This window comes from Achromobacter sp. B7 (genome assembly GCF_003600685.1).
Lineage (GTDB): Bacteria > Pseudomonadota > Gammaproteobacteria > Burkholderiales > Burkholderiaceae_B > Achromobacter > Achromobacter spanius_B.
In genome coordinates, this window is the sequence record NZ_CP032084.1 from 1,456,967 (window position 1) to 1,481,303 (window position 24,337).

Consider the following 24,337-nt stretch of genomic DNA (forward strand, 5'->3'; position numbering starts at 1 on the left):
CGGGGGCTCCTGATGCGTGCAAGTGTTGGGGTGGAAGAATCAATCCATTGCCATTGCGTGGCGCACCAGCTGCAGGGCTTGCCGATGGCGTTCCGGGTCGCCCGCGGCCAGGATGCGCGACGCCGGGTTGTCCAGCCCGAGCGGCCGGCCGTTCCAGTCGGTAATGACGCCCCCGGCGCCCTGGATGACGGGGATGAAAGGCGCGTAGTCGTAAAGCGCCAGGCGGGCGTCGATGGCGATGTCGGTGCGGCCGGCGGCCAGCAGCCCATACGCCAGGCAGCATCCGCCGTAGATGCGCCAGCGGGTACGTTCCCGCAGCGCCTGGAAGGCGGGAAGCTCGTCGGGCGCGTAAAAGTCCGGGTTGCTGGTGCTGAGCATCGCATCGCCCAGTTGGCCGCAGGCGCGCGTGTGGCAGGGCACGCCGTGATGCAGGGTGGGGCGTCCGGCAGCGCCGACCCAGCGGTCGCCCGTGGCGGGGAAATCCATGACGCCCAGCACCGGCGTGCCGCGCTGCATAAGCGCGATCAAGGTGCCGAAGACCGGCACGCCGGCAAGAAAGGGCGCGGTACCGTCGATGGGGTCAAGCACCCAGACATACTCGGCGTCCAGCCGGACGGTGCCACCTTCTTCTCCGTAGATGCCGTGTTGCGGGTAGGCGGCTTCAATGCGCTCGCGCAGGTGCGCTTCGATGGCCTGGTCAAGGGCGGTGACCAGGCTGCGGTCCGGTTTGATTTCCGTGCGCGGCAGGCGGGGTGTGGCGGCGTCGGCGCTGGCACTGGCGTCGGCACTGGCGCTGGCATTGCCGCTATCGGCGTAGACAGAGTCGCGCAGGTACGGCGCGTACATTTTCCGCGCCTCGTCAGCCAAGCCTTGCGCAAACGCGATGTGGGCGTCCAGGGTGTTCGTCATGAAGGTTTCCTTAGTCGAGCGAATTGCCGGATGAGGACGCGAGGGCCGCCAGCGTGTCGATGCGGGCGGGCGCAAGCAGATGCCGCGGGGGTAAGGGCTGCCAGCCATAAAGCGCTTGGGTGGCGGCGCCGCAGATGCGGCCCTGGCAGGCGCCCATGCCGCAACGCGTGTGCAGCTTGGCGTCGGTCCAGTTTTGATGCGCCGCAAGCGCGGACTGCGGCACGTCTTCGCATCGGCAAATCAGGGTGTCGGGGCGTGCCAGGGACAACAGCGGCGCGCGTAGCGCGAAGGGGGTGCGCAGTGCGTCGGCGAATTCCTGCCAACGTGCAAGATCGTTCGACAGGCGCGCGGCCTGGGTAAGTTCGCCCACCGCCGCATGGCCGGCGCGCGCGCCCTGTACCCGGGCGCGTTCGTTGCCGCCGATGCCCGTGCATTCGCCTGCCGCGAAGATGCCCGGGACGGTGGTTTGCTGCATGTCATCCACTTGCAGGCCTGCGTGCGTGTCCAAGTCGCAGCCCAGCATCTGGCCCAGCTTGATGTTGGGCACCAGGCCAAAGCCGCAGGCCAAGCGATGGCAGGCGATGGTTTCTTCGCCGTCGGCTCGGCGCAGCCGCACCTGTTGCACGCGCCCATCGCCGGTGGCTTCCAGCACGTGGCTGGAAGCTCGGTAGTGCGGGTTGAACAGCGCGGCGGCCTGCGCGGCCTTGGCGGGCCAGCGGTGCAAGCGATAGCCAAAGCGCAGCAAGGCGCGCCAGTCTGCTTGCTCGGCAATGCGCACGACGCGCGCGCCCGCCCGATGGGCGGCATGCGCCGCGGCAAGCAGCAAGGGGCCCGTGCCGGCGATGACGATGCGCTTGCCGCGCAGCCTTACGCCCGCCTTTATCAAGGCTTGCAGGCCGCCCGCGCCGGTCACGCCAGGCAAGGTCCAGCCGGGAAACGGCAACAGAAGCTCGCGAGCGCCGGTGCACAGGATCAGCGCGCCATAGTGCTGCGCCCAACCTTGGCGCGCATTCTCCAGCATCAGCGCCCGTTGGCCGGGCAAGCCGGCCATGCCGATGACACGGGTGTCGCCAAGCAGCGTGATATTCGAATATCGCGCCAGTTGTTCCCGCAGGCGTCGGGCCAGGGCAGGCACGGAGGCGCCTGGCCCATCACGCCAGATCTGGCCGCCGGGTGCGGCGTTGTCGTCGACCAGCACAATGACGCGTCCGCTGGGCGCGGCTGCCAGCGCGGCGGACATCCCCGCAGGCCCGGCGCCGATGATGAGCAGGTCGCAGGCGTTAGCGGCATCGTCTTGTGCAAGGGGGGCGTCAGGCGGGGTGCCGTGCTCCAGTACCGTGTCCACGCGCATGCCTTCGTGGCAGCGGGCTTGGCAGGCCAGGCGCAGGTGGCCATCGACCAGGACCCGGCATTCGTGACAGACGCCCATGCCGCAGAATGCCGCGCGTTTTTCGCCGGACACCGATACGCGCGAGTTGCCGGGCGACCTGGCGGCCAACGCGGCGGCGACGCTGCTGCCCGGCTCCACCCGCATCGGCCGGCCGTCCAGCAGGATACGAAGGCGGGCGGAGTCTCGCGGATGCGTCATGGCGTTACCTCGTCAAATGAGCGGGATGGTGCAAAGGGCGCGGCAGCCAGCGGCGGCGTTGCGTTGGTCATCAGGGCGGTCAGCAAGGCGGCGGTGGCGGGCGCGGTGGTGACGCCCAGGCCTTCATGGCCCAAGGCCAGCCAGAGCCCGGCGCGGGTGGGATGCGGACCAATCAGCGGCAGGCCGTCGGGTGTGGCGGCACGCACGCCTGTCCAGGTGCGGATAAGGTTCATGCCCGACAGGCCCGGCAGGAAGTCGATGGCCCGCTTGAGCATGCGGGCCAGCACCATGGGATCGATGTCGGAATCGGCTTGCCCGATCTGCCGTGAAGAGCCGATCAGCAGTTGCCCGGTGGGACGGGGCTGCACATTGAATGCCACGGCGGCCCCGTCGCGCTGCTGGGTGCTGGCCATGTAGCCAAGCTCGACCAGTTGGTGGCGGATGCCGGTTGGGTAGCGGTCCGTGATGGCCAGATGGCCTTTTTTGGGTGCGAGGGGCAAGTCGTCGCAAAGGTGGGTGGCCAACATGCCCGCCGCCAGCACGACGGCCTTGGCATTGCGCCGCGAGCCATCGGCCAGCATGGCGCCTTGCTCGTCGATCTTGTCGACGCGGACGGCCTCGAATGACACGCCGGGTGGCGCATGCGTCAACAGCCAGCGCGCCGCGTTGGGGGCGTACACCAGGCCGTCGCCGGGTACGTGCAGCGCGCCGGCCAGGCCGCTGCGCAAGAATGGTTCGGCATCGGCCAGTTGACGCGCGGTAAGCAGCGTGGCCGCTACCCCCTGGTGGACAAGCCGCGCATGCTTGCGTTCGGCTTCCGTCATGTCGTCGCTAGTGGCAGCGACCCACAGCGTGCCGCATTCGGTGTAGGCGCAGGCGGGGTCCGCTGCGTTCATGCGCGGGCCCCATTGCCGCCAAGCGTCCATCGACAGGCTGCTCAGCGCGAGTTCGGCGGGGTCGCTGTCCATGACGACCAGATGCCCCATGCCGGCCTGCGTGGCCCCTTTCAGGCCGGCATCCAGCACATGCACCGACAGGCCGGCAGCCGCCAAGTGGTGCGCACAGGCAGCGCCGATAATGCCCGCGCCGACGATCAGCACGTCCTTCGAGGGGTGTGGCATGCGTAGGCTTCCGTGGCGATTAGCGATTAGCGATTAGCGATTAGCGATAGCGATCAGCAAACGGCGATCAGCGTTCAGCGAATAACGGGCAGCAAATAACGGCCGGCGATCAAAGCCGGATGCCCCAGCCGAAGGGGTCGTCGGGCTGGATCAGCAACGTGGATTCGGCGCAGATGTGCGCGCGCCCGCGGATGGTGGGAATGATCTGCCCCTCCATCAGTTCATAGCTGCCCTGAAAGGTGCTGCCAATGACGCTGGCCTGCCGCCAGATCTGCCCCGGGGCCAGCTTGCCGTCCGCGGCCAGGCAGGCCAGCTTGGCGCTGGTACCGGTGCCGCACGGCGAGCGGTCATAGGCTTTGCCCGGGCACAGCACGAAGTTGCGGCTGTCGGCGTTGGGGTCGGGGGCGAACAGTTCAACGTGGTCGATTTCCGCGCCATCGCGGCCGGTGATGCCCGACGCCTGCAACGCCTGGCGGATGGCCCAGGCGTACTCGGTGAGTGCGTCAAGGTTGTCTGGCGCAACGCGCTGCGTGTGCTGGCTGACCAGGAAGAACCAGTTACCGCCCCAGGCAACGTCGCCCATGACCTTGCCGTATTCGGGTACATCGACGCAAACGCCTTGGCGCAACCGGTAGGCGGGTACGTTGCGCACGCTGACCGAGCCGTCTTCGTGCAGGGTGGCGCGGATCGTGCCCACCGGCGTTTCGATACCGTGCGCGCCGGGCTTGATGCGGCGCAGGTAGGCCAAGGTGGCGATCAGCCCGATGGTGCCGTGGCCGCACATGCCCAGGTAGCCAGCGTTGTTGAAGAAGATCACGCCGGCGGCATTGGCCGGGTTTTGTGGGGGGCACAGCAAGGCGCCCACCATGACGTCGCTGCCTCGGGGTTCAAGGACGGTTGCCGCGCGCCATGCGTCGTGCTTGTCGGCAAGGCGGCGTTGCCTTTGCGCCATGTCTCCGGCGCCCAGATCGGGAAAACCGGAGACGACCAGCCGGGTGGGTTCACCGCCGGTGTGGGAGTCGATGACACGGATCTGATTCATTGACGCGCCTTGTGCAGAGGTTGTGGACGTGCAGCGAGAAAGCGGTCCGGCAAGCCGTGGCTTGCCGGCGGACGAACAAGAAGCGAACGAACAAGCGAACGAACAAGCGAACGGGCTAGTCTAGGCAATTAAACGCGTGGCGTCGTGTCGTAGAGACCGCAACGCCACGCAATTTTTCACTTGGCGATTCAGCGATAACTCCATGACATTGCAGGTAATTCCTGGATGTCATCGGACGGAGTCATCGCCGGGCGGCAAGGGCGGTCAGGGCACCGACTGGTATTGCGCGGGGCGCGTCGCCAAGGCCTGCGCCACCACGCGTTCGATCAACGCGCGCTCTTCGCCGATCACCGGCAAGCGGGGCCGGCGCACGTGCTCGGTGCCCACGCCAACCAGCGCGTCGATCAGCTTCAGGTTCTGAACCAGCTTGGCGGATACGTCCAGATGCAGCAGCGGCGTCATCCATTGATAAAGCGACAACGCTTCGGCGTATTTGCCGGCCTTCATCAGGTCGTAAAGCGCGACGGTTTCGCGGGGAAACGCGCAGCCCACGCCGGCAAGCAGGCCATCGCAACCCAGCGCCAGACCTTCGTAGGCCAGATCGTCCACGCCCAGGAAGATCTGGTAGCGATCGCCCACGGTGTTGCGCAGGTCGGTCACGCGGCGGGTATCGCCCGAGCTGTCCTTGACGGCGGCGATCCACTTGCAATCGGCCAGCTCGGCCATGTGGGCCGGTGTCAGGTCCACGCGATAGGCCAGCGGGTTGTTGTAGACCATGATGGGTTGCTGCGCGGCCTCGGCCATGGTGCGCACATTGAGCATGGCCTCGCGGGCGTCCGCCACGTAGATCAGCGACGGCATGACCATGAAGCCCGCCACGCCCAGCTTGTTGGCGCCTTCGATGTATCGCAGCGCCTCGCGCGTGCTGGTCTCGGATACGTTCGCCAGCACCGGCACGCGGCCGCCCGACGCCTCCAGTGCGATCTTGGTGACCTCAAGCTTTTCTTCCAGCGTCAAGGTGCTGGCCTCGCCCAGGGAACCGCAGGTGACCATCCCATGGATGCCGTTGCGGATCTGGAAATCGATGTGTTTGGCGGTGCCTTCGGCGTCGATCCGTTCATCGGCGTGGAACTTGGTGGTGATGGCGGGAAAGATGCCTGTCCAGCGTGGGTGCGTCATGAGGAACTCCAGGGTTCACGTTCGGTGGGTGGCTTCAGATATATGGCTAATATATTTAATCCACAGGTTAAAGGAATGGGGGTTAACCAGGAATGGGGTTAACCAGCGCCCGGCGTTCCGGCCCAAATTTCGATGGAAGTGGTAGTGAGAATGGTTATAATTCAGGCCGATAAAAAACAGGCATCGGCCGCGGGGCTTGTCTGTTGTCTTTATTAGACTAAAAAACCAAAGGAACCAGAATGAACCTTGCAAGGACTTTGGCGGCCATCGCCCTCATGGGGGGCGCGGGCGCTGCGCAGGCACACTTTGTTTGGCTGGAACGGGGCGGCGAAGGCGCGGCCAAGGCGTACTTCGGCGAATGGGCCGACGACGTGCGCGAAAAGCAGGATGGCTTGCTGGGCAAGGTCCTGGTGGCGCCTGTCGTGACCGCCGCTGACGGCACCGTGCTGAAGGCCTCGGCCAAGGGCACGGACTTTGTGGAGTACGCGGTGTCTGGAAAGGGCGACGTACGCCTGGCCCAGCCGATGCAGTTCAAGGAAACGCTGGTCAAGTACGGCGCCAAGGCCGGCCGCACCGATACGCAGGCCAAGCTGGACCTGGAACTGGTGCCCACCGCCGCCGGCGCCAACTCTTTTGTCCTGAACTTTGAAGGCAAGCCGCTGGCCAAGACCGAAGTGACCGTCTTTGGTCCGCCGAAGTGGGAAAAGCGCTTCTGGACCGATGAAAACGGTCGTATCGAAATCACGACGCCGTGGCCGGGCCAGTACGTGCTGGAAGCGGCGCACATGCAAGAGAAGGCGGGCGAGGCCGACGGTAAGACCTACGCCAAGATCCGCTACGTTTCCACCCTGACCTTCAACGTGAATCCGTGAAAGCTCCCGCAGCCGGCGCAGGCATGATGCGCTATCGCATGGCCGTGTTTTCCAGGGCGGCAGCCGCCATTCTGGGCGGCTATGCCCTTGCCTCGGCGGCTGCGGCGTGCCTGGCCGTCTGGCTGCCGATGGGGCGGGCAGACGCCGTCACCACCGCCTTGATGTTGTCGTTCGTCGTCTACACGTGCGGCGTGATCTGGGTGTTTGCCACGCGTAGCGCGTGGCGCGCCTGGATCGGAATTTTGCTGCCGGCCGCATTGTTGGGCGGCCTATTTCTGGCAGGGCGCGGGATGGGGATGGCATGACGGCACGCAAGCCCAAAGCGCAGGGCGAAGAAGGCCTGCGCCAATCGATGTCGTGGTTGCACACCTGGGCCGGGTTGATATTCGGATGGGTGTTGTTCGCGATGTTCCTGACCGGCTCGCTGGCATTCTTCCGGCCCGAGATCACGCGCTGGATGCAGCCCGAAATCCAGGTGCAGCCGGCGCCTGCGGTGCAGTCGGTGGAGATGGCGCAGCGCTATCTGGACGAACATGCGCCGGACGCCAAGCGCTGGTTCATCACGCCGCCGTCCGATCGCGAGCCGCTGATCCTGTTGCTGTACCAACTGCCCAAGCCCAAGCCGGGCGAGCGCGGGTTTGTGCGCGTGAAGCTGGACCCCGCCACCGGCCAGGCGGTCCAGGGGCGCGAAACACGCGGCGGCGATTTTTTCTACCGCTTCCATTTCGAACTTGAGACCGCGTTCCCGTGGGGGCGCTGGCTGGCCAGCATCGCGGGCATGTTCATGCTGGTGGCGATCATCAGCGGCATCATCACCCACAAGAAAATCTTTGCCGACTTCTTTACTTTCCGTCCTGGAAAGGGCGGGCAACGCGCCTGGATGGATGGCCACAATGCCCTGTCGGTGCTGGGGCTGCCTTTTCATTTGATGATTACTTTCAGCGGCCTGGTGCTGTTCATGGTGATGTTGATGCCGGCCGGCATCAAGGCCGTCTACGACAATCCGCGCCAGTACACGGATGATGTCTTCAAGTCGTTCAAGGTCACGCCGCCGCTGAACCAGCCCGCGCCGTTGGTGCGGATTGCGCCGCTGGTGGAGCAGGCGCAGCAGCAGTGGCAAGGTCGACTGGGCCGCGTCACGGTCAACAACCCGGGCGATGCCGGGGCCACCGTGACGTTGACGCAGGCGGCGGCCGACGGCGTGTCGTACGGCTTGATGGCGCCGTGGATGCGGTTTGACGGGGTGACCGGCAAGCTTACGGAAGGGCAGGACGAATTGGGCGCTACCGCCAGAACCGCCGGCACGATCACCGGGCTGCACCTGGGTTTGTTCGCCGAGCCTTTGCTGCGCTGGTTCTATTTCCTGGTCAGCCTGGCCGGCACCGGCATGGTGGCCACGGGCTTGGTGCTGTGGATCGCCAAGCGCCGCCAGAAGGCGCGGCCCCAGGATGCGCGCGAAGCGTTTTCGTTGCGGCTGGTGGACGGCCTGAATGCCGGCACCATCGCTGGGGTGGTGCTGGGCGTTGCCGTGTTCTTCCTTGCCAACCGCCTGCTGCCCGCCGACCTGCCGGGGCGCCAGTTGTGGGAGTCCCGTAGCTTCTTCGCGGCGTGGGCCGTGTCATTGGTCTATGCCTTTTTGTTCCAGCGCCGCAAGTGGCAGGACCTGCTGGGAATTGCCGCCGCCGCGCTGGCCCTGGTGCCGGTGGTCAACGCGTTGACCACGTCGCGCCACCTGGGCGTGTCGTTGCCGCAGGGCGATTGGGTCATGGCCGGGTTTGATCTGACCTGCCTGGCCAGTGCCGTGTTGTTCGCCTGGATGTCGCGCAAGGCGGCGCGCGCGCGTCGTGCGCCGGCCAGGGGCCCAGCCCGTGGGCGGACCAATGCGTCGGCCCCTGCGGCCACAACGGCCACAACGGCCACAACGGCCACAACGGCCACAACGGCCACAACGGCCACAACGACCGCAAAGTCCGCAAAGTCCGGAAAGTCCGCAACGGCCCCAACGTCCCCAACGTCCCCAGCGCCCGCTGCGCCTGGCGCCGTCGTTTATGAACCGCGAGGTGATACGCCATGACGCTTGCCGCTTTCTGCCTGGCCTACGCCGGTTTTTCCGCGCTGTGCCTGGGGATGGACCGCCACTACGAAGATCTGTTCGACCGCGCCATCCCACGCCGCCACCGCGTGCCGTTGCGCATCTTCGGCTGGATCGCGCTGGCCCTGTCGCTGTACGCATCGGCCACGGTCTGGGGCTGGAGCTACGGCACGGTGGAATGGATCGGCATCCTCAGCATCGCCGGCTTGCTGCTGATCTGGTTCCTGACGTTCCGTCCGCGCGCGGCGTTGACCACGGGCGGAATCTGCGCGCTGGCCGCGCCGGTGCTTGCGGTTCTGTAGGTGGGTCGCTCGCCAAGCCGGCGCACCGTGCGCGATGGCGATTTGCCCAACGCCAGGTGGCCACCCGCCGTCGCCACGGGGCAAGGCGCCGATGCGCCGGCACGTTACACTGCTTGTTTCCCCTAGCACACGCCTCTTCGCCTTATGAATACCCGCGTCCTTACCGGCATTACCACCACTGGCACCCCCCACCTTGGCAATTACGCGGGAGCTATCCGGCCCGCCGTGCAGGCCAGCACCCAGCCTGGCGTGGACGCGTTCTTCTTCCTGGCGGACTATCACGCGCTGATCAAGTGCGATGACCCGGCGCGTGTGGCGCGTTCCCGCCTTGAAATCGCTGCCACCTGGCTCGCGGTGGGCCTGGACCACGAACGCGTGACGTTCTACCGGCAATCCGACATTCCCGAAATTCCCGAGCTCAGCTGGCTGCTGACCTGCGTCACCGCCAAGGGCATGATGAACCGCGCGCACGCCTACAAGGCGTCCGTGGACCAGAACGTGGCCAAGGGCGTGGACCCGGACGACGGCATCACGATGGGTTTGTTCTCGTATCCGGTGCTGATGGCCGCCGACATCCTGATGTTCAACGCCAACCGCGTGCCGGTGGGCCGCGACCAGATTCAGCATCTGGAAATGGCGCGCGATATCGCGCAGCGCTTCAATCATCTTTATGGCCGCGACTACTTCACGCTGCCCGAGGTAGCCATTGAAGAAGACGTGGCGACCTTGCCCGGCCTGGATGGCCGCAAGATGTCCAAGAGCTACAACAACACCATCCCGCTGTTCGAAGGCGGCGCCAAGGCGCTGCGCGCGTCCGTGATGCGTATCGTGACCGATTCGCACGCGCCGGGCGAAGCCAAGGACGCCGAAAATTCGCACCTGTACACGCTGTACCGTGCCTTCGCCACGCAGGCGGAATCGGCGGCGTTCCGCAAGCAGCTGGAAGACGGCATGGGGTGGGGCGACGCCAAGCAGGCGCTGTACGAGCACCTGGAAAACCTGCTGGCGCCGATGCGCGAAAAATATGTGGACCTGATCGCCAACCCGGGCCGCATCGAAGACATTCTTCAGGCGGGCGCCGATAAGGCGCGCAAGCAAGCCTTGCCGCTGATGCAGGAACTGCGCGTGGCCGTCGGCTTGCGCAACCTGAATGCGGGCGCGGCGACGGCGAAGTCGCAGGGTAAGAAAGACAAGGACAAGGGCGCGCGCTTTGTCAGCTTCCGCGATGAAACGGGCGGCTTCCGCTTCCGCTTGCTGGCGGCTGATGGTGAAGAGCTGCTGTTGTCGCAACGCTTCGCGGACCCGAAGCTGGCGGGCGCCTTAATGCGCCGGCTGCAAGAAGAATCGCCTGACACCGTGCTGCAAGCGTCCGGCGAAACCTACACCGCCGTCATTGACGGCGAGACGGTTGCCGAAGCGCCGGCCGGCGCGCAAGGCGATGCAGAGTCGCGCCTGACGCGCACGCGCGACGCGCTGGCGTCACTGGCGTCACTGGCAAAAGAATAAGCGGCCGGGCAGCGCGTTAGTGCCTGCTGCCTGCTGCCTGCTGCCTGCTGCCTGCTGCCCGCCACCGTCTACCGCCCGTGCGCCGTTACGCCGTACGGGCGCCCGCCACGATGCGCCCATCGCGCACCTGGAAACGCTGTGCGCTGCCTTGCCCGGCGATTTCCAGCAGATCGCCTTCTGAATAGCCGGTCACGTTCGGGCAGTCGAGCCATTCCGGGTTGATGAACGGAAAGTACTTCAGCGTGCCGCTGCCCTGGCTGGCAAAGTCGAACGTTGTGTTGGCCACCACTTCCGGGTCCCATTGGCTGGCGTCGAAAGTCAGCGCGCAGCCCACGCCGATGCGGTACACGATGCTGGCGCCCATGCTGGCAAAGCCCAGGGCGCCCACTTGAAGCTGCGCGCCGTTGCGCAATTCAATTACGCGGCTGCCCAGGCGTTCCAGGGTGATGTGCTTGAAGGCGACTTCGGCGCCGTCAACGACCAAGTGCGAGTATTGGCCCAGCGTGACTTCGGCGTAGGTGCCGCTGTGGCCAACTTCTTTTTCGGTGATCGTTGCCGCTTCATTGGCGGCAAGCGTAATGGTCGTGCTCATGTTCAATGGCTCTCCGGGGGGCTATCAGGGTGGGGCGCTTTTTCTTTTACTTCTTGCCTGATAGACGGTTCGCGCCGCAGTTCGCCTGATCATGGATGTTTGTGTCTGCCGTGTTCCCCAACGCCACCGGCTTTTATTATTTGGACACAATTCGATATTTTCCCTTATTTTTAGATTTCCTGATTGAGCGCGCGCAAGGAAAACGCCCAATCTAGGGGAAAGTCCTAGGGTAGGGATCGGCAAAGATGCGGGCAAAGAAAACGGGAAAAGGAAACGGGAAAAGGAAACGGGAAAAGGAAAAGCCAGGGCATCAGCCCTGGCTTTGTTTTAGCGCCGCGCGAAAAGATCAGCGCTTGAGCTTGGCGAAGGCATCCGCCATGGCGCTGTTCATGCCGCCGGCACCGCCTGCCGCGTTGCCACGGCCGCCGTCACCTTGCGGACGGCGCGGGCGGTCGCCGCCCTTGGGGGCGTCGCCGCTGCGGCGTGCGGGGGCGGCGGTGTCGTTCAGGCGCATGGTCAGCGCCACGCGCTTGCGGGCCGCGTCCACTTCCAGCACCTTCACGCTGACCGTCTGGCCAACACGCACGACATCGCGCGGGTCTTTCACGAACTTTTCGGCCAAGGCCGAAATGTGGACCAAGCCGTCCTGGTGCACGCCGATGTCGACAAACGCGCCAAAGTTGGCCACGTTGGTGACGACGCCTTCCAGCACCATGCCGGGGTACAGGTCGTTCAGTGTTTCGACGCCTTCCTTGAACTGCGCCGTCTTGAACTCCGGGCGCGGATCGCGGCCGGGCTTTTCAAGTTCGGCGAAGATGTCGCGCACCGTCGGCAGGCCGAATCGTTCGTCCGTGAAGTCGGACGGCGATACGCCCTTCAAGGCCTCGCGCTGGCCGATGATCTGTTTGACCTCGGCTTTGATCTTGGCAACGATGCGTTCGACAACGGGATAGGCTTCCGGGTGCACCGACGAGGCATCCAACGGGTTCTCGCCATTGGGAATGCGCAAAAAGCCCGCAGCCTGTTCGAACGCCTTTTCGCCAAAGCGCGGCACCTTGCGCAGCACTTCGCGGGTGGGGAACGCGCCGTTTTCATCGCGCCAGGAAACGATGTTCTTTGCCAGCAGCGAGTTCAAGCCCGACACGCGTGCCAGCAAGGCGGCCGACGCCGTGTTCACATCCACGCCCACGGCGTTCACGCAATCCTCGACCACGGCGTCCAGCGAACGGGCCAGCTCGCGCTGGTTGACGTCGTGCTGGTACTGGCCCACGCCGATGGCCTTGGGGTCAATCTTGACCAGCTCGGCCAGCGGGTCCTGCAAGCGGCGGGCGATGGACACGGCGCCGCGCAGCGTCACGTCCAGATCCGGGAATTCCAGCGCAGCCATTTCCGAGGCCGAATACACGGATGCGCCCGCTTCGGAGACCACCACGCGGGTGACCTTCAGGTCGGGGAAGCGTTCCATCATGTCGCCCACCAGCTTTTCGCTTTCACGCGAAGCGGTGCCGTTGCCGATGGCGATCAGGTCCACGTTGTGGCGCGCCACCAGCGCGGCCAGCGTGTTGATCGTGCCGTCGCGGTCGCGGCGCGGTTCAAACGGGTAGACGGTGGTCGTGTCCACGACCTTGCCGGTCTGGTCGATGACGGCGATCTTGCAGCCCGTGCGGATGCCCGGGTCCAGGCCCAGCACGGCCTTGGGGCCGGCCGGCGCGGCCAGCAGCAGGTCTTTCAGGTTGGCGGCGAACACGCGAATGGCTTCGGCTTCACCGCTTTCGCGCAGGCGGCCGATCAGTTCGCTTTCGAACGCCGTCAGCAGCTTCACACGCCAGGTCCAGCGGCACACTTCGCCCAACCAGCGGGCGCGCGGCGTCGCGTCCAGCGCGAACAGGCCGTTGCCCAGCTTCAGGAAGTTGGCGATGCGCGCGACGCACGGGTGCGGCACCTGCGCTTCAAGCTCGGCTTCCAGCCCCAGACGCAATTCCAGCACGCCTTGCTGGCGGCCGCGCAGCAGCGCCAGGATGCGGTGCGAGGGCAGGGTACGCAGCGGCTCGTTGAAGTCGAACCAGTCGCGGAAGTTGGCGCCTTCGGTTTCCTTGCCGTCGATCATCTTGGAATAGATCAGGCCGGTGGACCACAGGTGCTCGCGCATGTCGGCCAGCAGGTCCGCATTTTCGGCGTAGCGTTCGGCCAGGATGTCGCGCGCGCCGTCCAGCGCCGCCTTGGCGTCGTTGATGGACGCCTCGGGGTTCAGGTATTGCGCGGCCAGCGCGGCGGGGTCGCAGGCGGTGTCGGCCAGGATGGCGTCCGCCAGGGGCTCCAGACCGGCCTCGCGGGCGATCTGGGCGCGCGTGCGGCGCTTGGGCTTGTACGGTGCGTACAAGTCTTCCAGGCGCTGCTTGGTGTCGGCCGTGGCGATTTCTTGCTGCAACGCGGACGTCAGCTTGCCCTGCTGCGAGATGGACTCCAGGATGGCGCCACGGCGCTCTTCGAGCTCGCGCAGGTAACCCAACCGCACTTCCAGGTTACGCAGCACGGTATCGTCCAGGCCGCCGGTGGCTTCCTTGCGATAGCGCGAGATAAACGGCACGGTGGCGCCGTCATCCAGCAGTTCCACGGCCGAAGCGATTTGGGAGGTGCGCGCGCCCAGCTCGGTGGCAAGCTGCGCGATGATGCGGGCGTTGTCGACGCCGGCGGCGACGTACGTGATAGCGGAAGTTTCAGACATCTCTATACGACGGCAAAAAGGAAAAACAAGGGGCGGATTGTGCCATAAGCGGCTATTACAAAACGTGCCAGGGGGGACCGATCTGTCCCTTGCTCAGCCGGAAAGGCGGCGTGGCAAGGGGTATCATTTGGTCCTTTCCCACATCAGTGTCTGGCGCCCGAACCGTTACCGGTACCGGTTCACCGTAGACTCCGACCGACACTAGGCTGCCGTAATGCTGGACCTGGATATTTCCGAATTCTTTGACGAGGACGGGCCGTTGGCCACGGCCATGCCCGGCTACAAGCCTCGCCCTTCGCAAGTGGAGCTGTCGCAGGCCATCGGCGACGCCATCCAGGACCGCGCCACGCTGGTGGCCGAAGCGGGCACCGGCATCGGCAAAACCTGGGCCTATCTTGTACCCGCCTTCATCCAGGGCGGCAAGGTGCTGATTTCCACAGGCACGCGCACGCTGCAAGACCAGTTGTTCGCGCGCGACCTGCCGCGCGTACGCGCCGCGCTGGCCGCGCCCGTCACCGCCGCGCTGCTCAAGGGGCGGGGCAACTATGTCTGCCACTACCACCTTGAACGCCTGCAGGGCGATGAGCGGGCCTTGAAGTCGCGCACCGAAATCCAGCAGCTGCGCCAGATCCAGGTGTTCGCGGGCATTACCAAGACCGGCGACCGCAGCGATCTGGCGCAAGTGCCCGAAGACGCCGACATCTGGCAGCGCGTGACCTCGACCCGCGAAAACTGCCTGGGCCAGGAATGCCCGCGCATTCGCGACTGCTTTGTCGTCAAGGCGCGCCGGCAGGCCCAGGAGGCCGATGTCGTCGTGGTCAACCACGCGCTTTTCATGGCTGACCTGGTGCTGCGCGAAGAAGGCGTTACCGATCTGCTGCCCGAAGCCGACACCGTGATCTTCGACGAAGCCCATCAACTGCCCGACACCGCCACGCGCTTCCTGGGCAGCAGCGTGTCCACGCACCAATTGATGGACTTTGGCCGCGCGCTGGAAGTGGCCGGGCTGGCGTATGCGCGCGAAGCCGCCAAGTGGAGCGACGTCAGCCGCCACCTGGAAACCGCCGCGCGCGAATTGCGCCTGGCCTGTGCGCCGCTGGACAAGATGCCCGGCCGCAAGGCCACGTTTGAAGCCATCCCCAACCCCGAGGAATTCGACGAGGCGCTTGCCGCCTTGCGCGAGGCCGTGGACACGGCGACCAAGGCGCTGGGCGTGGTGGCTGAAAAGCACCCCGACCTGATGGCGGCCGCGCGCAGCGGCGCCGAAATATCGATTCGGCTGAAACGCTGGGCCACGCCGGGCCGCGCGGGTGGCCACATGGAAGACGAAGGCTGGGGCCGTGATGACCAGGCGCCCGAGCCCGCCGCCGACATCGCGCTGGCCGACGGGCCGTCCACACCCGCCGCCATCCTGGAAGGCGTGGCGGCCGCCCAGCAATGGACCGGCCCGGCCGTGCGCTGGGTCGAACACGGTTTGCATCATGTGCGGCTGCATTCCGCGCCGCTGTCCGTGGCGCAGGCGTTTTCCAAATACCGCAAGCCGGGGCAGGCCTGGATCATGACGTCGGCCACGCTGTCGGTGAATGGCGAGTTCACCCACTTCACCAGCCAGCTTGGCCTGGAACAAGCGCGCACGGGCAAGTGGGAATCCCCGTTCAACTATCCCGAACAGGCGCTGCTATTCGTGCCGCGCGGCATGCCCGAGCCGCAGTCGCCACAATTCTTGGATCGCTTTGTCGACACGCTGATGCCGCTGCTGGAAGCCAGCCCGGGCGGCACGCTGGTGCTGTGCACGACGCTGCGCGCCGTTGAAAAAGTGGCTATGTTGCTGGCCGACGCGTTTGACGACGCCGGCCATGACTGGCCGCTGTTAAAGCAGGGCGAGGGTACGCGCCGGGATCTTCTGGACCGCTTCTGCAAGCTCAAGCACCCGGTGCTGGTGGGTAGCGCCAGCTTCTGGGAAGGCATAGACCTGCCGGGCGACGTGCTGACGCTGGTAGCCATCGACAAGCTGCCGTTCGCGCCGCCTGACGACCCCGTCATCGAAGCGCGCTTGCGCGCGTGTCGGGCACACGGGGGCAATCCGTTTTCGGAATACCAGTTGCCGGAAGCCGCCATTTCGCTCAAGCAGGGCGCGGGCCGTTTGATCCGCACGGAATCGGACTGGGGCGTGTTGATGGTGGGTGATGCGCGCCTGGTCGAAAAGCCCTACGGCAAGCGTCTGTGGCGAGGCCTGCCGCCGTTTGCTCGCACGCGCGAACTGGAAGAGGTGCTGGCGTTCTACCGGCGCAAGCAGGGCGACGACGACGTGGCGGCGTAGGGCAGGGGCGTTGCCGCCGACGTTGCGGCGCGAAGGTTTATTGCGTCAACGCCGCCCACGCACAACCCTCGGGCCCAATTGAAAGCCCCTCGAATCCAGGATCCGAGGGGCTTTTTCCCATGCGGGCAAATCCGCTGATCAATCAGTCAAACGGATTCCACCAGCTGCGGTCGGCCTTCAGGCCCTTGGTCTTGAATTCGCTGTTGGGGAAGTTCTTGTCGTAGACGCGCTGCGCGTCGTTCTTCAAGTCGGTCATGCCCAGCTTGTCGTAGGACTCGACCATCAGGTAAAGCGCTTCTTCGGTGGCGGGGGCGCCTTCGAAGTCGGTGATGACGGTTTGCGCGCGGTTGGCGGCGGCCACGTAGGCGCCGCGTTCGTAGTAGTAGCGCGCCACATAGACTTCGTTCATGGCGATGGTATTGACCAGCCAGGCGATGCGCTTTTCGGCATCAACCGAATACTTGCTTTCCGGGTAGCGCTTGATCAGTTCGTTGAACGCGTCGTAGGACGCGCGCAGGCCCTTGGGGTCGCGCTCGGCGGGGTCCTGGCCCGTGATGTTGGTCATGAACGCGCTGGCGGGCGTGAAGTTGATCAGGCCTTTCAGGTACAGCGCGTAGTCGGTGCCGGGGTGGTTCGGGTAAAGCTGCTGAAAGCGATCGATGGCGGCCAGGGCCTGCTCGTTTTCGCCGTCTTTCCAGTTGACGTAGGCCAGCTCAAGCAGGGCTTGCTGGGCGTACACGCCGAAGGGGTAGCGGCTTTCGATGGCGGTCAGGCGCTCGCGCGCTTCTTTCCAGCCTCCGGAGGACATTTCCGACTTGGCGTCGGCGTAGAGCTGTTCGGCGCTCCAGTTGGTGGTCTTGTCATATTTGCTGTTCGTCGAGCCGCAACCGGCGATGACGATGACGGCAAATAGCGCGATAACCACGCGCAAAACCGGCCCGCTTCGGGATGCGGGGTTCGAGGGAGCTGCGGGGTGGTGAATCACGAGAATCGTATCCTTGGTGTTAGCATGGCAGGCTGATTATATGATTTGTCTCCATGTCCGATACAGCCGCCGGCACAGATCTCGTTTCCGACGACGAACTCCTGGGCCTTCCTGACGAAAACTCCGACGAAATCACCGAGGCAAACCCCGCCGAAAACCGGGGTGAACCGCAACGTGTAACCGTGCCTTCCAGCACCCGCGCCGACCGGCTGGACAAGGTGCTGGCCGGCTTGCTGCCCGACCATTCCCGCAGCAGGCTGCAAGGCTGGATCGAATCCGGCAACGTGCATGTCAACGGCGCGCCCGGCAAGATTCGCCAGACCGTTGGCCCGGGCGACGAACTGCTGGTGTGGGCCCAGCCCGCCCCTGACGCGCGCGCCTTCACCCCCGAACCCGTTGAATTCACCGTTGTGGACGAAAGCCCCGACTGGATCGTCGTGAACAAGCCCGCGGGCCTGGTGACGCATCCGGGCGCCGGCAACTGGAGCGGCACGCTGCTGAACGGCCTGCTGTACCGCTACCCGGAATTGGCGGCCGTGGCGCGTGCCGGCATCGTACACAGGCTGGACAAAGACACCTCGGGGCTCATGGTCGTGGCCCGCAATGAAAAGGCCCAGACCCATCTGGTGCGCCAATTGCAGGCGCGCAGCATGGGCCGCGAGTATGTCGCCCTGGCCCATGGCTGGATGGCGGCGGCCGGCCGGGTCGACCGCGCGATCGGGCGCGATGCCCGCGTGCCCGTGCGCATGAGCGTCGAGCGCCCCGTTGCCCCGAAACCCGCCATTACCAATTACTCGCCGGTCCGGCGCGGGCAGGTGGACCCGGGTGGTCGCGTCACGGAAGTGGTGTGTCGCCTGGAAACCGGCCGCACCCACCAGATCCGCGTCCACATGGCCAGCCTGGGGCACCCGCTGCTGGCCGATACCATCTATGGCGGCAAGAACATTGCCGGGGCCACGCGGCAGATGCTGCACGCGCGCGCCCTGCATTTCGATGACCCCGGCGGCAACGGCGACGTGCAATTCACCGCTGACGTTCCGGCCGACATGGCGTTAGTTCAGGAAACCGTTGCATGGACCGCGTGATCGCCAGCCTGCCTGTTGTGACCGGCCCGTCGTGGCCGGGCGTCTCGTACTTCTGCACGACCCGTGCCGGGGGCGTGGGCGTGGCGCCGCATGATTCCCTGAACCTGGGGCGCCGCGCCGGGGACAACCCCGACACGGTCTCCGAAAACCGACGCCGCGTGCGCGCCGCCGTCCCGGGCGAGCCCCTGTGGCTGCGTCAGGTGCACGGCAGCGAGGTAGTCGATGCCGATGCGCCTGACTTGCCCGACGAACCCGCGGTGGACGCCAGCGTCACGGCGCAACCGGGGCGCGTGCTGGCCATCATGGTGGCCGACTGCCTGCCCGTCGTCATCGCCGACGGTCGGGGCCAGGTGCTGGGCGCGGCGCATGCCGGCTGGCGTGGCCTAGCGGGCGGGGTGCTGGAACACACGCTGGCGGCCATGCAAGCCAAGGCGCCCGACGCCGGCGGCTGGCGCGCCTGGGTCGGCCCCGGCATCGGCCCGACCGAATTCGAAGTGGGGCAAGACGTGCTGGACGCCTTCACGGCGGACGACCCGGCCACGCTGCGGTTCTTCACGCCGCGTCCCGGTCTATCGGGAAAGTGGCTGGCCGACCTCGCCGGACTGGCCGATTTCCGCCTGCGCCGCGCCGGGGTACAAGAAGTGGCCCTGAGCGGCATGTGCACGGTGTCGGACCCGCAGCGCTTCTTTTCATACCGCCGCGATACCGAAACCGGACGCATGGCGTTGCTGGCTTGGCTCGACCCGGTTTGATCTGGCGCAAGGCCGCTGCACAGGGCGCAAACCCGTGCGGCGAAACTCCTTGTATACCCGCATTGACAGTGATGGACCCGGAATGCAACATCAATCGAGCAGTGTCGATAACAAGGTGTGGAAGTGAACGCCAATCTCTCCGCAGGACCCATTCCGGTGAGCGTGGCACCGGAAATCCTGGCCGAAATTCAGGCCGAATTCTCTCGCGAGTGGCAGCGCCTTTGTGACGACGCCCGGCGCGGCGCGCTTGTGCCTCCCGCTGACCGCCGCTTTGCCGGCAACGCCTGGGCCGCCAATGGCTCGCACCTGCTGCTGGCCCACACGTACCTGCTGTCCGCGCGCGCCATGCAGCGCATGGTCGACGCCGCCCAGGTCAGCGAACCCATGCGCGAGCGCCTGCGTTTTTCCATCATGCAGTGGGTGGACGCGCTGTCGCCGTCCAACTTCCTGGCATTGAATCCAGACGCCCAGCAGTCCATCGTCGAAAGCGCCGGCCGCGCGTTGAATGAAGGCCTGGCCAACCTGCTTGGCGACGTCAAGAAAGGCCGCATCACCCAAACCGATGAATCGCAGTTCGAGATCGGCCGCAACGTGGCCGTATCGCCCGGCGAAGTGGTGTTCGAGAACAAGCTGTTCCAGCTGATCCAGTACGCGCCCTCGACCGCCACGGTCTACGAGCGGCCGCTGGTCATCGTGCCGCCGAACATCAACAAGTTCTACATCCTGGACTTGCAGCCCGAAAATTCCTTTGTGCGCCACGCAGTGGGGCAGGGCTACACGGTATTCCTGATTTCCTGGCGCAACCCGCTGGCCAGCGACACCGACGGCGTGGACCGCGCCACCTGGACCGACTACCTGGACGACGCCGTGCTGCAAGCGCTGCGCGTGGCCAGCGACATCACCAAGCAACCCAAGGTCAACGCGCTGGGTTTCTGCGTGGGCGGCACGATGCTGGCCGCGGCGCTGGCGCTGGCCGAGGCGCGCGGTGAACAGCCGGTAGCGTCGCTGACGCTGCTGACTTCGCTGCTGGATTTTCACGACACGGGCGTGCTGAAGGTCTTTGTCGACGAAGCCCATGCGCTGCTGCGCGATCAACAACTGGGCAACGGCGGCTTGATGCCCGGCCGTGACCTGGCCACCACGTTCTCGTTCCTGCGGCCCAACGAGCTGGTCTGGAACTACGTGGTCGGCAACTACCTGAAGGGTCAGAAGCCGCCACCGTTTGACCTGCTGTTCTGGAATGGCGACAGCACCAATCTGCCCGGGCCGTTCTTTTCCTGGTACTTCCGCAACACCTACCTGGAAAACAACCTGAAGGTGCCGGGCCGCGCGCAAGCGGCCGGCACATCGCTGGACCTGACGCGCCTGACGATGCCGGCGTACATCTTTGGCTCGCGCGAAGACCATATCGTGCCCTGGGTGTCTGCCTATGCGTCCACGCAATTGCTGCGCGGACCGCAGCGCTTCGTGCTGGGGGCCTCGGGCCACATCGCGGGCGTGGTGAACCCGCCCGCCAAGAAGCGCCGCAGCTATTGGGTCGCGGACAAGCTGGGCAAGAAAGGCCATGACATGCCGGGCGACCCGAACGCCTGGTTCGCGCAAAGCACCGAACACGCGGGCAGCTGGTGGCCCGACTGGACGGCCTGGCTGGCCGACCATTCGGGCAAGCAGATGAAGGCGCGCACAAAATTAGGCAATGCCAAGTACCAGCCGATCGAGCCGGCGCCTGGCAGGTATGTGAAGGTCCGGGCAGCCTGAAACCGCACGACGCGGTTTACCCCGGACTAATAAGAAGTTAATCAACGAGGCGTCCGTCGCACACAGGAGGAAGTCCAATGAGCGGAAAACTGGCTTACGTAACAGGCGGGATGGGCGGTATCGGCACCTCTATTTGCCAGCGCTTGGCCAAGGATGGCTTTCGCGTCGTGGCAGGTTGCGGCCCCAGCCGCAACTACCAGCAATGGCTGGATGAGCAGGCTGCGCAGGGCTACACGTTCTACGCGTCGGTGGGCAACGTGTCCGACTGGGACTCCACGGTGAAGGCCTTTGAAAAGGTCACCGCGGAACTGGGCGGGGTCGACGTGCTGGTCAATAACGCGGGCATCACCCGCGATGGTTTGTTCCGCAAAATGAGCGCCGACGATTGGCGCGCGGTGATCGACACCAACCTGAACAGCCTGTTCAACGTGACCAAGCAGGTCATCGAGGGCATGGTTGAACGGCAGTGGGGCCGCATCATCAACATCAGCTCGGTGAACGGTCAGAAGGGCCAGTTCGGCCAGACCAACTATTCCACGGCCAAGGCCGGCATCCATGGTTTCACCATGGCGCTGGCGCAGGAAGTGGCCAGCAAGGGCGTCACCGTCAATACGATTTCGCCGGGCTACATCGGCACGGACATGGTTCGCGCCATCCGCCCCGAAGTGCTTGAAAAAATCGTGGCGACCATTCCGGTGCGACGCCTGGGCACGCCCGAGGAAATCGCCTCCATGACGTCGTGGTTGGCGTCGGACGAATCCGGTTTCTCGACCGGCGCGGACTTCTCGCTGAACGGCGGCCTGCACATGGGCTGATGAAGGCTAGCGGGCCGCCCCCCGGCGGCTCAAGGCGCTGGAAGGCCTCGGGGAGAGGGCCTTCCGGCATTACACTCCACCCTATTCGAAGTCTTAGAGATCGCCCGATCCGGGGACACACATGACGCAAGCACAAACCGGCGCCAGCCTGCGCCTGATTAAAAAATACCCCAACCGTCGCCTATACGACACCCGGACCAGCACCTACATCACTCTGGCAGATGTCAAGCAACTGGTCCTGGCCAATGAAGAATTCCAGGTGGTCGACGCCAAGAGCGGCGAAGACCTGACCCGCAGCATCCTCTTGCAGATCATTCTGGAAGAGGAAAGCGGCGGCATGCCCATGTTCTCGTCGAACATGCTGTCGCAGATCATCCGTTTCTACGGGCACGCCATGCAGGGCATCATGGGTTCTTACCTTGAAAAGAACATCCAGGCCTTCATGGAAATCCAGACGCGCATGGCGGAACAGTCCAAGGGGCTGTACGGCAGCCAGTTCGGGCCGGAAGCCTGGACGCAGTTCATGAACGTGCAAACGCCCATGCTGCAAAACATGATGAACAACTACATCGACCAGAGCAAAAACCTGTTCGTGCAGATGCAGGATCAAATGCAGGACCAGACGCGCGCGATGTTCTCGACGTTCCCGTTCACGCCGGGCAGCACGCCGGGCCAGGGTCGCAAATAGCGCCAAGCGGCAAGGGCGCATCCGCGCTTTTTGCCCTGCCAGCAGCCGGTGTGGCATCGTCCCCGCCGGCTTTTTTGTGGCCGCTTTTCCCTTTGAGATAACGCAACGAACTGATGCATCCCGGGCCTTTTGGTTCAGGGATATGTCAGTTTTTTTCGTTACATTAATGCAAACGGTTCTTGTTTATGTTTTTAGAGCCGATACCCAATTTGAGTCTCTCAGGATGATGCACATGATCAAGAAAGCCTTGGCGCTGGCCATTGTTGCAATGAGCGTGTCGGCCGCCAACGCGGCCGAATACCCCATTGGCAAGCCGGTTGAGAAGGGCGGCATGGAAATCGGCGCGGTGTATTTGCAGCCGATTGAAATGGACCCGCCCGGGATGATGCGCCCCGCCAAGGATTCCGATGTGCACCTTGAGGCCGATATCCACGCCACGGCCGGCAACAAAACCGGCTTCCCGGAAGGCGAATGGGTGCCTTACCTGGTCGTGAATTTTGAGATCCAGAAGGTCGGCAGCCAGAACGTGCAGAAAGGCACCTTCATGCCGATGGTCGCCAACGACGGTCCGCACTATGGCGACAACGTCAAGCTGGAAGGCCCGGGCAAGTACAAGCTGAAGTACTCGATCCTGCCGCCGTCCGAAAACAAGATGGCTCACTTCGGCCGCCACGTCGACAAGGAAACCGGCGTGGGCCCGTGGTTCGAGCCCTTTGAACTGGAATACGAATTCGTCTACGCCGGCACCGGCAAGAAGGGCGGATATTGATCGTGCGCCGCCTGCTTCGCGTTGTTGCCGCCGCACTGATCGGCCTGGCCGGCCTTGCCGGCATGGCGCCCGCGCAGGCGGACGAATTGCCGACGTTCACGCTCAGGTTCAAACCGGACGGCACGTTCGAGCCGGCAACCCTGGAAGTGCCCGCCGGCCGTTTCAAGATTGAACTCATCAACGAAAGCAACGAGCCGGTGGAATTTGAGAGCATTCCGCTGCGCAAGGAAAAAGTGTTGGGGCCGGGGGTTAAATCCTTCGTCGTCATCACCATTTCCCGCCCCGGCGAGTACCCCTTCTTTGATGACTTTCACCAAAGCGTGAAAGGCACCCTGGTCGTCAAGCCCAAGGAATAAGCGGTAGCCATACATGGAACAGGTCCTTTTTATCGTCTGGCGCGAAAGCGTTGAAGCCCTGCTGGTGGTAGGCATTTTGTACACCTGGCTGCGCGCGACGCCGAAAGGCAAGCGCGGGCTGAACTACCTGTGCGGCGGCGTGGCGGCGGGCCTGGCGCTGGCCGTGGCGCTGGCCCTGGTGTTGCTTGGCGTGTCGTCCTGGCTTAGCGACGAAGGCCAGGAATGGTTCCAGGCCATCATGTCGCTAGCCGCTTGCGCGCTGGTCGTGCAGATGGTCGTGTGGATGAAAAAGCATGGCCGCACGCTCAAAGGCGAACTGGAAAGCGGTGCGCGCAGTTCCGTTGCCAATGACAACTGGTGGGGGCTGTTCGTGCTGGTGGCCATTGCCGTGGCGCGCGAGGGCAGCGAGACGGTGGTGTTTCTGTACGGCACCGTATCGGCGGGCGAGGGCGGCGGCGACATGGCCAAGCTGGCCCTGGCCGGTGTGGCCGGTTTTGCCGTGGCCCTGCTGACGTTCTGGCTGTTGCAGTTGGGCGGCAAGATGATTACGTGGCGCCGCTTCTTCCGCGTGACCGAAATCCTGCTGCTGCTGTTGGCCGGTTCGCTGCTGGTCGGCGGGCTGGATCACCTGATTTCGCTGGACGTGTTGCCCACCATCATCGACCCCGTCTGGGATAGCTCTTGGCTCTTGAGCGACAGCACCGGCGTGGGCAAGGTCCTGGCCGACTTCGCAGGCTACCGCGCGCTGCCCGCCCTGATTTCGGTGTTGTTGTGGGTGGCTTACTGGATCGTGGTGTGGGCGCTGCTGCGCTGGGTGGGCGGCAAGCCGGCCCGCGCGCCGGTCCCCGCACGCAACCCATCTTGATTCCGACGTGATGCCG

The 24,337-nt window shown here is 64.9% G+C and carries 22 protein-coding genes; 14 read left to right on the top strand and 8 right to left on the bottom strand.

The features are described from left to right. Positions 1–39: 39 nt before the first annotated feature. From DVB37_RS06530 to DVB37_RS06550, 5 genes are all read right to left on the bottom strand, one after another. On the bottom strand, positions 40–909 hold the full coding sequence (locus tag DVB37_RS06530; RefSeq protein ID WP_120154364.1) for an inositol monophosphatase family protein: 870 nt from the start codon (positions 907–909) through the stop codon (positions 40–42). Between the two features lie 10 nt (positions 910–919). Further along, complete coding sequence (locus tag DVB37_RS06535; protein WP_120154367.1) at positions 920–2,497, bottom strand: FAD-dependent oxidoreductase; 1,578 nt, start codon at positions 2,495–2,497, stop codon at positions 920–922. Further along, on the bottom strand, positions 2,494–3,618 hold the full coding sequence (locus DVB37_RS06540; protein ID WP_120154369.1) for an FAD-binding oxidoreductase: 1,125 nt from the start codon (positions 3,616–3,618) through the stop codon (positions 2,494–2,496). The genes DVB37_RS06535 and DVB37_RS06540 overlap by 4 nt, the downstream gene beginning before the upstream one ends. A gap of 109 nt (positions 3,619–3,727) precedes the next feature. Next, positions 3,728–4,660, bottom strand: a complete 933-nt coding sequence (locus DVB37_RS06545; RefSeq protein WP_120154371.1) for a 4-hydroxyproline epimerase — start codon at positions 4,658–4,660, stop codon at positions 3,728–3,730. Between the two features lie 264 nt (positions 4,661–4,924). Further along, complete coding sequence (locus tag DVB37_RS06550; protein ID WP_046802685.1) at positions 4,925–5,839, bottom strand: dihydrodipicolinate synthase family protein; 915 nt, start codon at positions 5,837–5,839, stop codon at positions 4,925–4,927. Positions 5,840–6,078: 239 nt separating this feature from the next. Between DVB37_RS06550 and DVB37_RS06555 the strand changes: the two genes are divergently transcribed. The 5 genes from DVB37_RS06555 to DVB37_RS06575 all read left to right on the top strand — a co-directional run bounded on the left by DVB37_RS06555 (position 6,079) and on the right by DVB37_RS06575 (position 10,611). Further along, positions 6,079–6,711 (top strand): DUF4198 domain-containing protein, encoded by a 633-nt coding sequence (locus DVB37_RS06555; protein ID WP_120154373.1) that lies wholly within the window; start codon positions 6,079–6,081, stop codon positions 6,709–6,711. A gap of 23 nt (positions 6,712–6,734) precedes the next feature. Further along, complete coding sequence (locus DVB37_RS06560; RefSeq protein ID WP_046802687.1) at positions 6,735–7,016, top strand: DUF3649 domain-containing protein; 282 nt, start codon at positions 6,735–6,737, stop codon at positions 7,014–7,016. Next, on the top strand, positions 7,013–8,785 hold the full coding sequence (locus tag DVB37_RS06565; protein ID WP_240434047.1) for a PepSY domain-containing protein: 1,773 nt from the start codon (positions 7,013–7,015) through the stop codon (positions 8,783–8,785). The genes DVB37_RS06560 and DVB37_RS06565 overlap by 4 nt, the downstream gene beginning before the upstream one ends. Next, entirely contained in the window at positions 8,782–9,105 is a 324-nt protein-coding gene (locus tag DVB37_RS06570) for a DUF3325 domain-containing protein (RefSeq protein ID WP_046802689.1), read from the top strand. Before DVB37_RS06565 ends, DVB37_RS06570 begins: the two co-directional genes overlap by 4 nt. Positions 9,106–9,249: 144 nt before the next feature. After that, on the top strand, positions 9,250–10,611 hold the full coding sequence (locus DVB37_RS06575) for a tryptophan--tRNA ligase (RefSeq protein ID WP_120154375.1): 1,362 nt from the start codon (positions 9,250–9,252) through the stop codon (positions 10,609–10,611). Positions 10,612–10,696: 85 nt separating this feature from the next. Here DVB37_RS06575 and DVB37_RS06580 read toward each other — a convergent pair whose 3' ends face one another. Further along, positions 10,697–11,203, bottom strand: a complete 507-nt coding sequence (locus DVB37_RS06580; RefSeq protein WP_046802691.1) for a hypothetical protein — start codon at positions 11,201–11,203, stop codon at positions 10,697–10,699. A 346-nt stretch (positions 11,204–11,549) separates the two neighbouring features. After that, complete coding sequence (gene tex, locus DVB37_RS06585) at positions 11,550–13,928, bottom strand: RNA-binding transcriptional accessory protein Tex (protein WP_104143105.1); 2,379 nt, start codon at positions 13,926–13,928, stop codon at positions 11,550–11,552. 214 nt (positions 13,929–14,142) lie between these two features. On the opposite strand from tex, the gene DVB37_RS06590 reads away from it, so the two are divergent. Beyond that, complete coding sequence (locus DVB37_RS06590) at positions 14,143–16,248, top strand: ATP-dependent DNA helicase (protein WP_120154377.1); 2,106 nt, start codon at positions 14,143–14,145, stop codon at positions 16,246–16,248. Positions 16,249–16,390: 142 nt separating this feature from the next. Here DVB37_RS06590 and DVB37_RS06595 read toward each other — a convergent pair whose 3' ends face one another. Then, positions 16,391–17,179, bottom strand: coding sequence for an outer membrane protein assembly factor BamD (locus tag DVB37_RS06595; RefSeq protein WP_046802694.1), 789 nt, complete (start codon positions 17,177–17,179; stop codon positions 16,391–16,393). Positions 17,180–17,286: 107 nt separating this feature from the next. Here DVB37_RS06595 and DVB37_RS06600 point away from each other — a divergent pair, with 107 nt between their 5' ends. The 8 genes from DVB37_RS06600 (at position 17,287) to DVB37_RS06635 (ending at position 24,321) form a co-directional block, all read left to right on the top strand. Further along, positions 17,287–18,318 (top strand): RluA family pseudouridine synthase, encoded by a 1,032-nt coding sequence (locus DVB37_RS06600; protein WP_162941166.1) that lies wholly within the window; start codon positions 17,287–17,289, stop codon positions 18,316–18,318. Then, positions 18,306–19,070: a peptidoglycan editing factor PgeF gene (gene pgeF / locus DVB37_RS06605; protein ID WP_120154379.1), complete on the top strand. Its 765-nt coding sequence runs from the start codon at positions 18,306–18,308 to the stop codon at positions 19,068–19,070. The genes DVB37_RS06600 and pgeF overlap by 13 nt, the downstream gene beginning before the upstream one ends. Before the next feature lie 123 nt (positions 19,071–19,193). Beyond that, positions 19,194–20,828, top strand: a complete 1,635-nt coding sequence (locus tag DVB37_RS06610; protein ID WP_120157406.1) for an alpha/beta hydrolase — start codon at positions 19,194–19,196, stop codon at positions 20,826–20,828. A gap of 77 nt (positions 20,829–20,905) precedes the next feature. Then, complete coding sequence (gene phbB / locus DVB37_RS06615) at positions 20,906–21,643, top strand: acetoacetyl-CoA reductase (RefSeq protein WP_120154382.1); 738 nt, start codon at positions 20,906–20,908, stop codon at positions 21,641–21,643. A gap of 121 nt (positions 21,644–21,764) precedes the next feature. Then, entirely contained in the window at positions 21,765–22,331 is a 567-nt protein-coding gene (gene phaR / locus DVB37_RS06620) for a polyhydroxyalkanoate synthesis repressor PhaR (RefSeq protein WP_006218172.1), read from the top strand. A 232-nt stretch (positions 22,332–22,563) separates the two neighbouring features. Beyond that, positions 22,564–23,100: an iron transporter gene (locus tag DVB37_RS06625; protein WP_046802873.1), complete on the top strand. Its 537-nt coding sequence runs from the start codon at positions 22,564–22,566 to the stop codon at positions 23,098–23,100. Between the two features lie 62 nt (positions 23,101–23,162). Continuing rightward, on the top strand, positions 23,163–23,456 hold the full coding sequence (locus DVB37_RS06630; RefSeq protein ID WP_054424672.1) for a cupredoxin domain-containing protein: 294 nt from the start codon (positions 23,163–23,165) through the stop codon (positions 23,454–23,456). Between the two features lie 13 nt (positions 23,457–23,469). After that, complete coding sequence (locus tag DVB37_RS06635; RefSeq protein WP_120154384.1) at positions 23,470–24,321, top strand: FTR1 family protein; 852 nt, start codon at positions 23,470–23,472, stop codon at positions 24,319–24,321. Positions 24,322–24,337: the final 16 nt, after the last annotated feature.

Excerpts from the sequence above, each read along its gene's own strand:
- DVB37_RS06550 (WP_046802685.1), bottom strand. The coding sequence starts at position 5,839 with ATGACGCACCCACGCTGGACAGGCATCTTTCCCGCCATCACCACCAAG.
- pgeF (WP_120154379.1), top strand. The coding sequence starts at position 18,306 with ATGGACCGCGTGATCGCCAGCCTGCCTGTTGTGACCGGCCCGTCGTGG.
- DVB37_RS06570 (WP_046802689.1), top strand. The coding sequence starts at position 8,782 with ATGACGCTTGCCGCTTTCTGCCTGGCCTACGCCGGTTTTTCCGCGCTG.
- DVB37_RS06535 (WP_120154367.1), bottom strand. The coding sequence starts at position 2,497 with ATGACGCATCCGCGAGACTCCGCCCGCCTTCGTATCCTGCTGGACGGC.
- DVB37_RS06630 (WP_054424672.1), top strand. The coding sequence starts at position 23,163 with ATGGCGCCCGCGCAGGCGGACGAATTGCCGACGTTCACGCTCAGGTTC.
- DVB37_RS06555 (WP_120154373.1), top strand. The coding sequence starts at position 6,079 with ATGAACCTTGCAAGGACTTTGGCGGCCATCGCCCTCATGGGGGGCGCG.
- DVB37_RS06565 (WP_240434047.1), top strand. The coding sequence starts at position 7,013 with ATGACGGCACGCAAGCCCAAAGCGCAGGGCGAAGAAGGCCTGCGCCAA.
- phbB (WP_120154382.1), top strand. The coding sequence starts at position 20,906 with ATGAGCGGAAAACTGGCTTACGTAACAGGCGGGATGGGCGGTATCGGC.
- DVB37_RS06635 (WP_120154384.1), top strand. The coding sequence starts at position 23,470 with ATGGAACAGGTCCTTTTTATCGTCTGGCGCGAAAGCGTTGAAGCCCTG.
- DVB37_RS06545 (WP_120154371.1), bottom strand. The coding sequence starts at position 4,660 with ATGAATCAGATCCGTGTCATCGACTCCCACACCGGCGGTGAACCCACC.
- DVB37_RS06540 (WP_120154369.1), bottom strand. The coding sequence starts at position 3,618 with ATGCCACACCCCTCGAAGGACGTGCTGATCGTCGGCGCGGGCATTATC.
- phaR (WP_006218172.1), top strand. The coding sequence starts at position 21,765 with ATGACGCAAGCACAAACCGGCGCCAGCCTGCGCCTGATTAAAAAATAC.
- DVB37_RS06590 (WP_120154377.1), top strand. The coding sequence starts at position 14,143 with ATGCTGGACCTGGATATTTCCGAATTCTTTGACGAGGACGGGCCGTTG.
- DVB37_RS06625 (WP_046802873.1), top strand. The coding sequence starts at position 22,564 with ATGATCAAGAAAGCCTTGGCGCTGGCCATTGTTGCAATGAGCGTGTCG.
- DVB37_RS06580 (WP_046802691.1), bottom strand. The coding sequence starts at position 11,203 with ATGAGCACGACCATTACGCTTGCCGCCAATGAAGCGGCAACGATCACC.
- DVB37_RS06575 (WP_120154375.1), top strand. The coding sequence starts at position 9,250 with ATGAATACCCGCGTCCTTACCGGCATTACCACCACTGGCACCCCCCAC.
- tex (WP_104143105.1), bottom strand. The coding sequence starts at position 13,928 with ATGTCTGAAACTTCCGCTATCACGTACGTCGCCGCCGGCGTCGACAAC.
- DVB37_RS06530 (WP_120154364.1), bottom strand. The coding sequence starts at position 909 with ATGACGAACACCCTGGACGCCCACATCGCGTTTGCGCAAGGCTTGGCT.
- DVB37_RS06560 (WP_046802687.1), top strand. The coding sequence starts at position 6,735 with ATGATGCGCTATCGCATGGCCGTGTTTTCCAGGGCGGCAGCCGCCATT.
- DVB37_RS06600 (WP_162941166.1), top strand. The coding sequence starts at position 17,287 with ATGTCCGATACAGCCGCCGGCACAGATCTCGTTTCCGACGACGAACTC.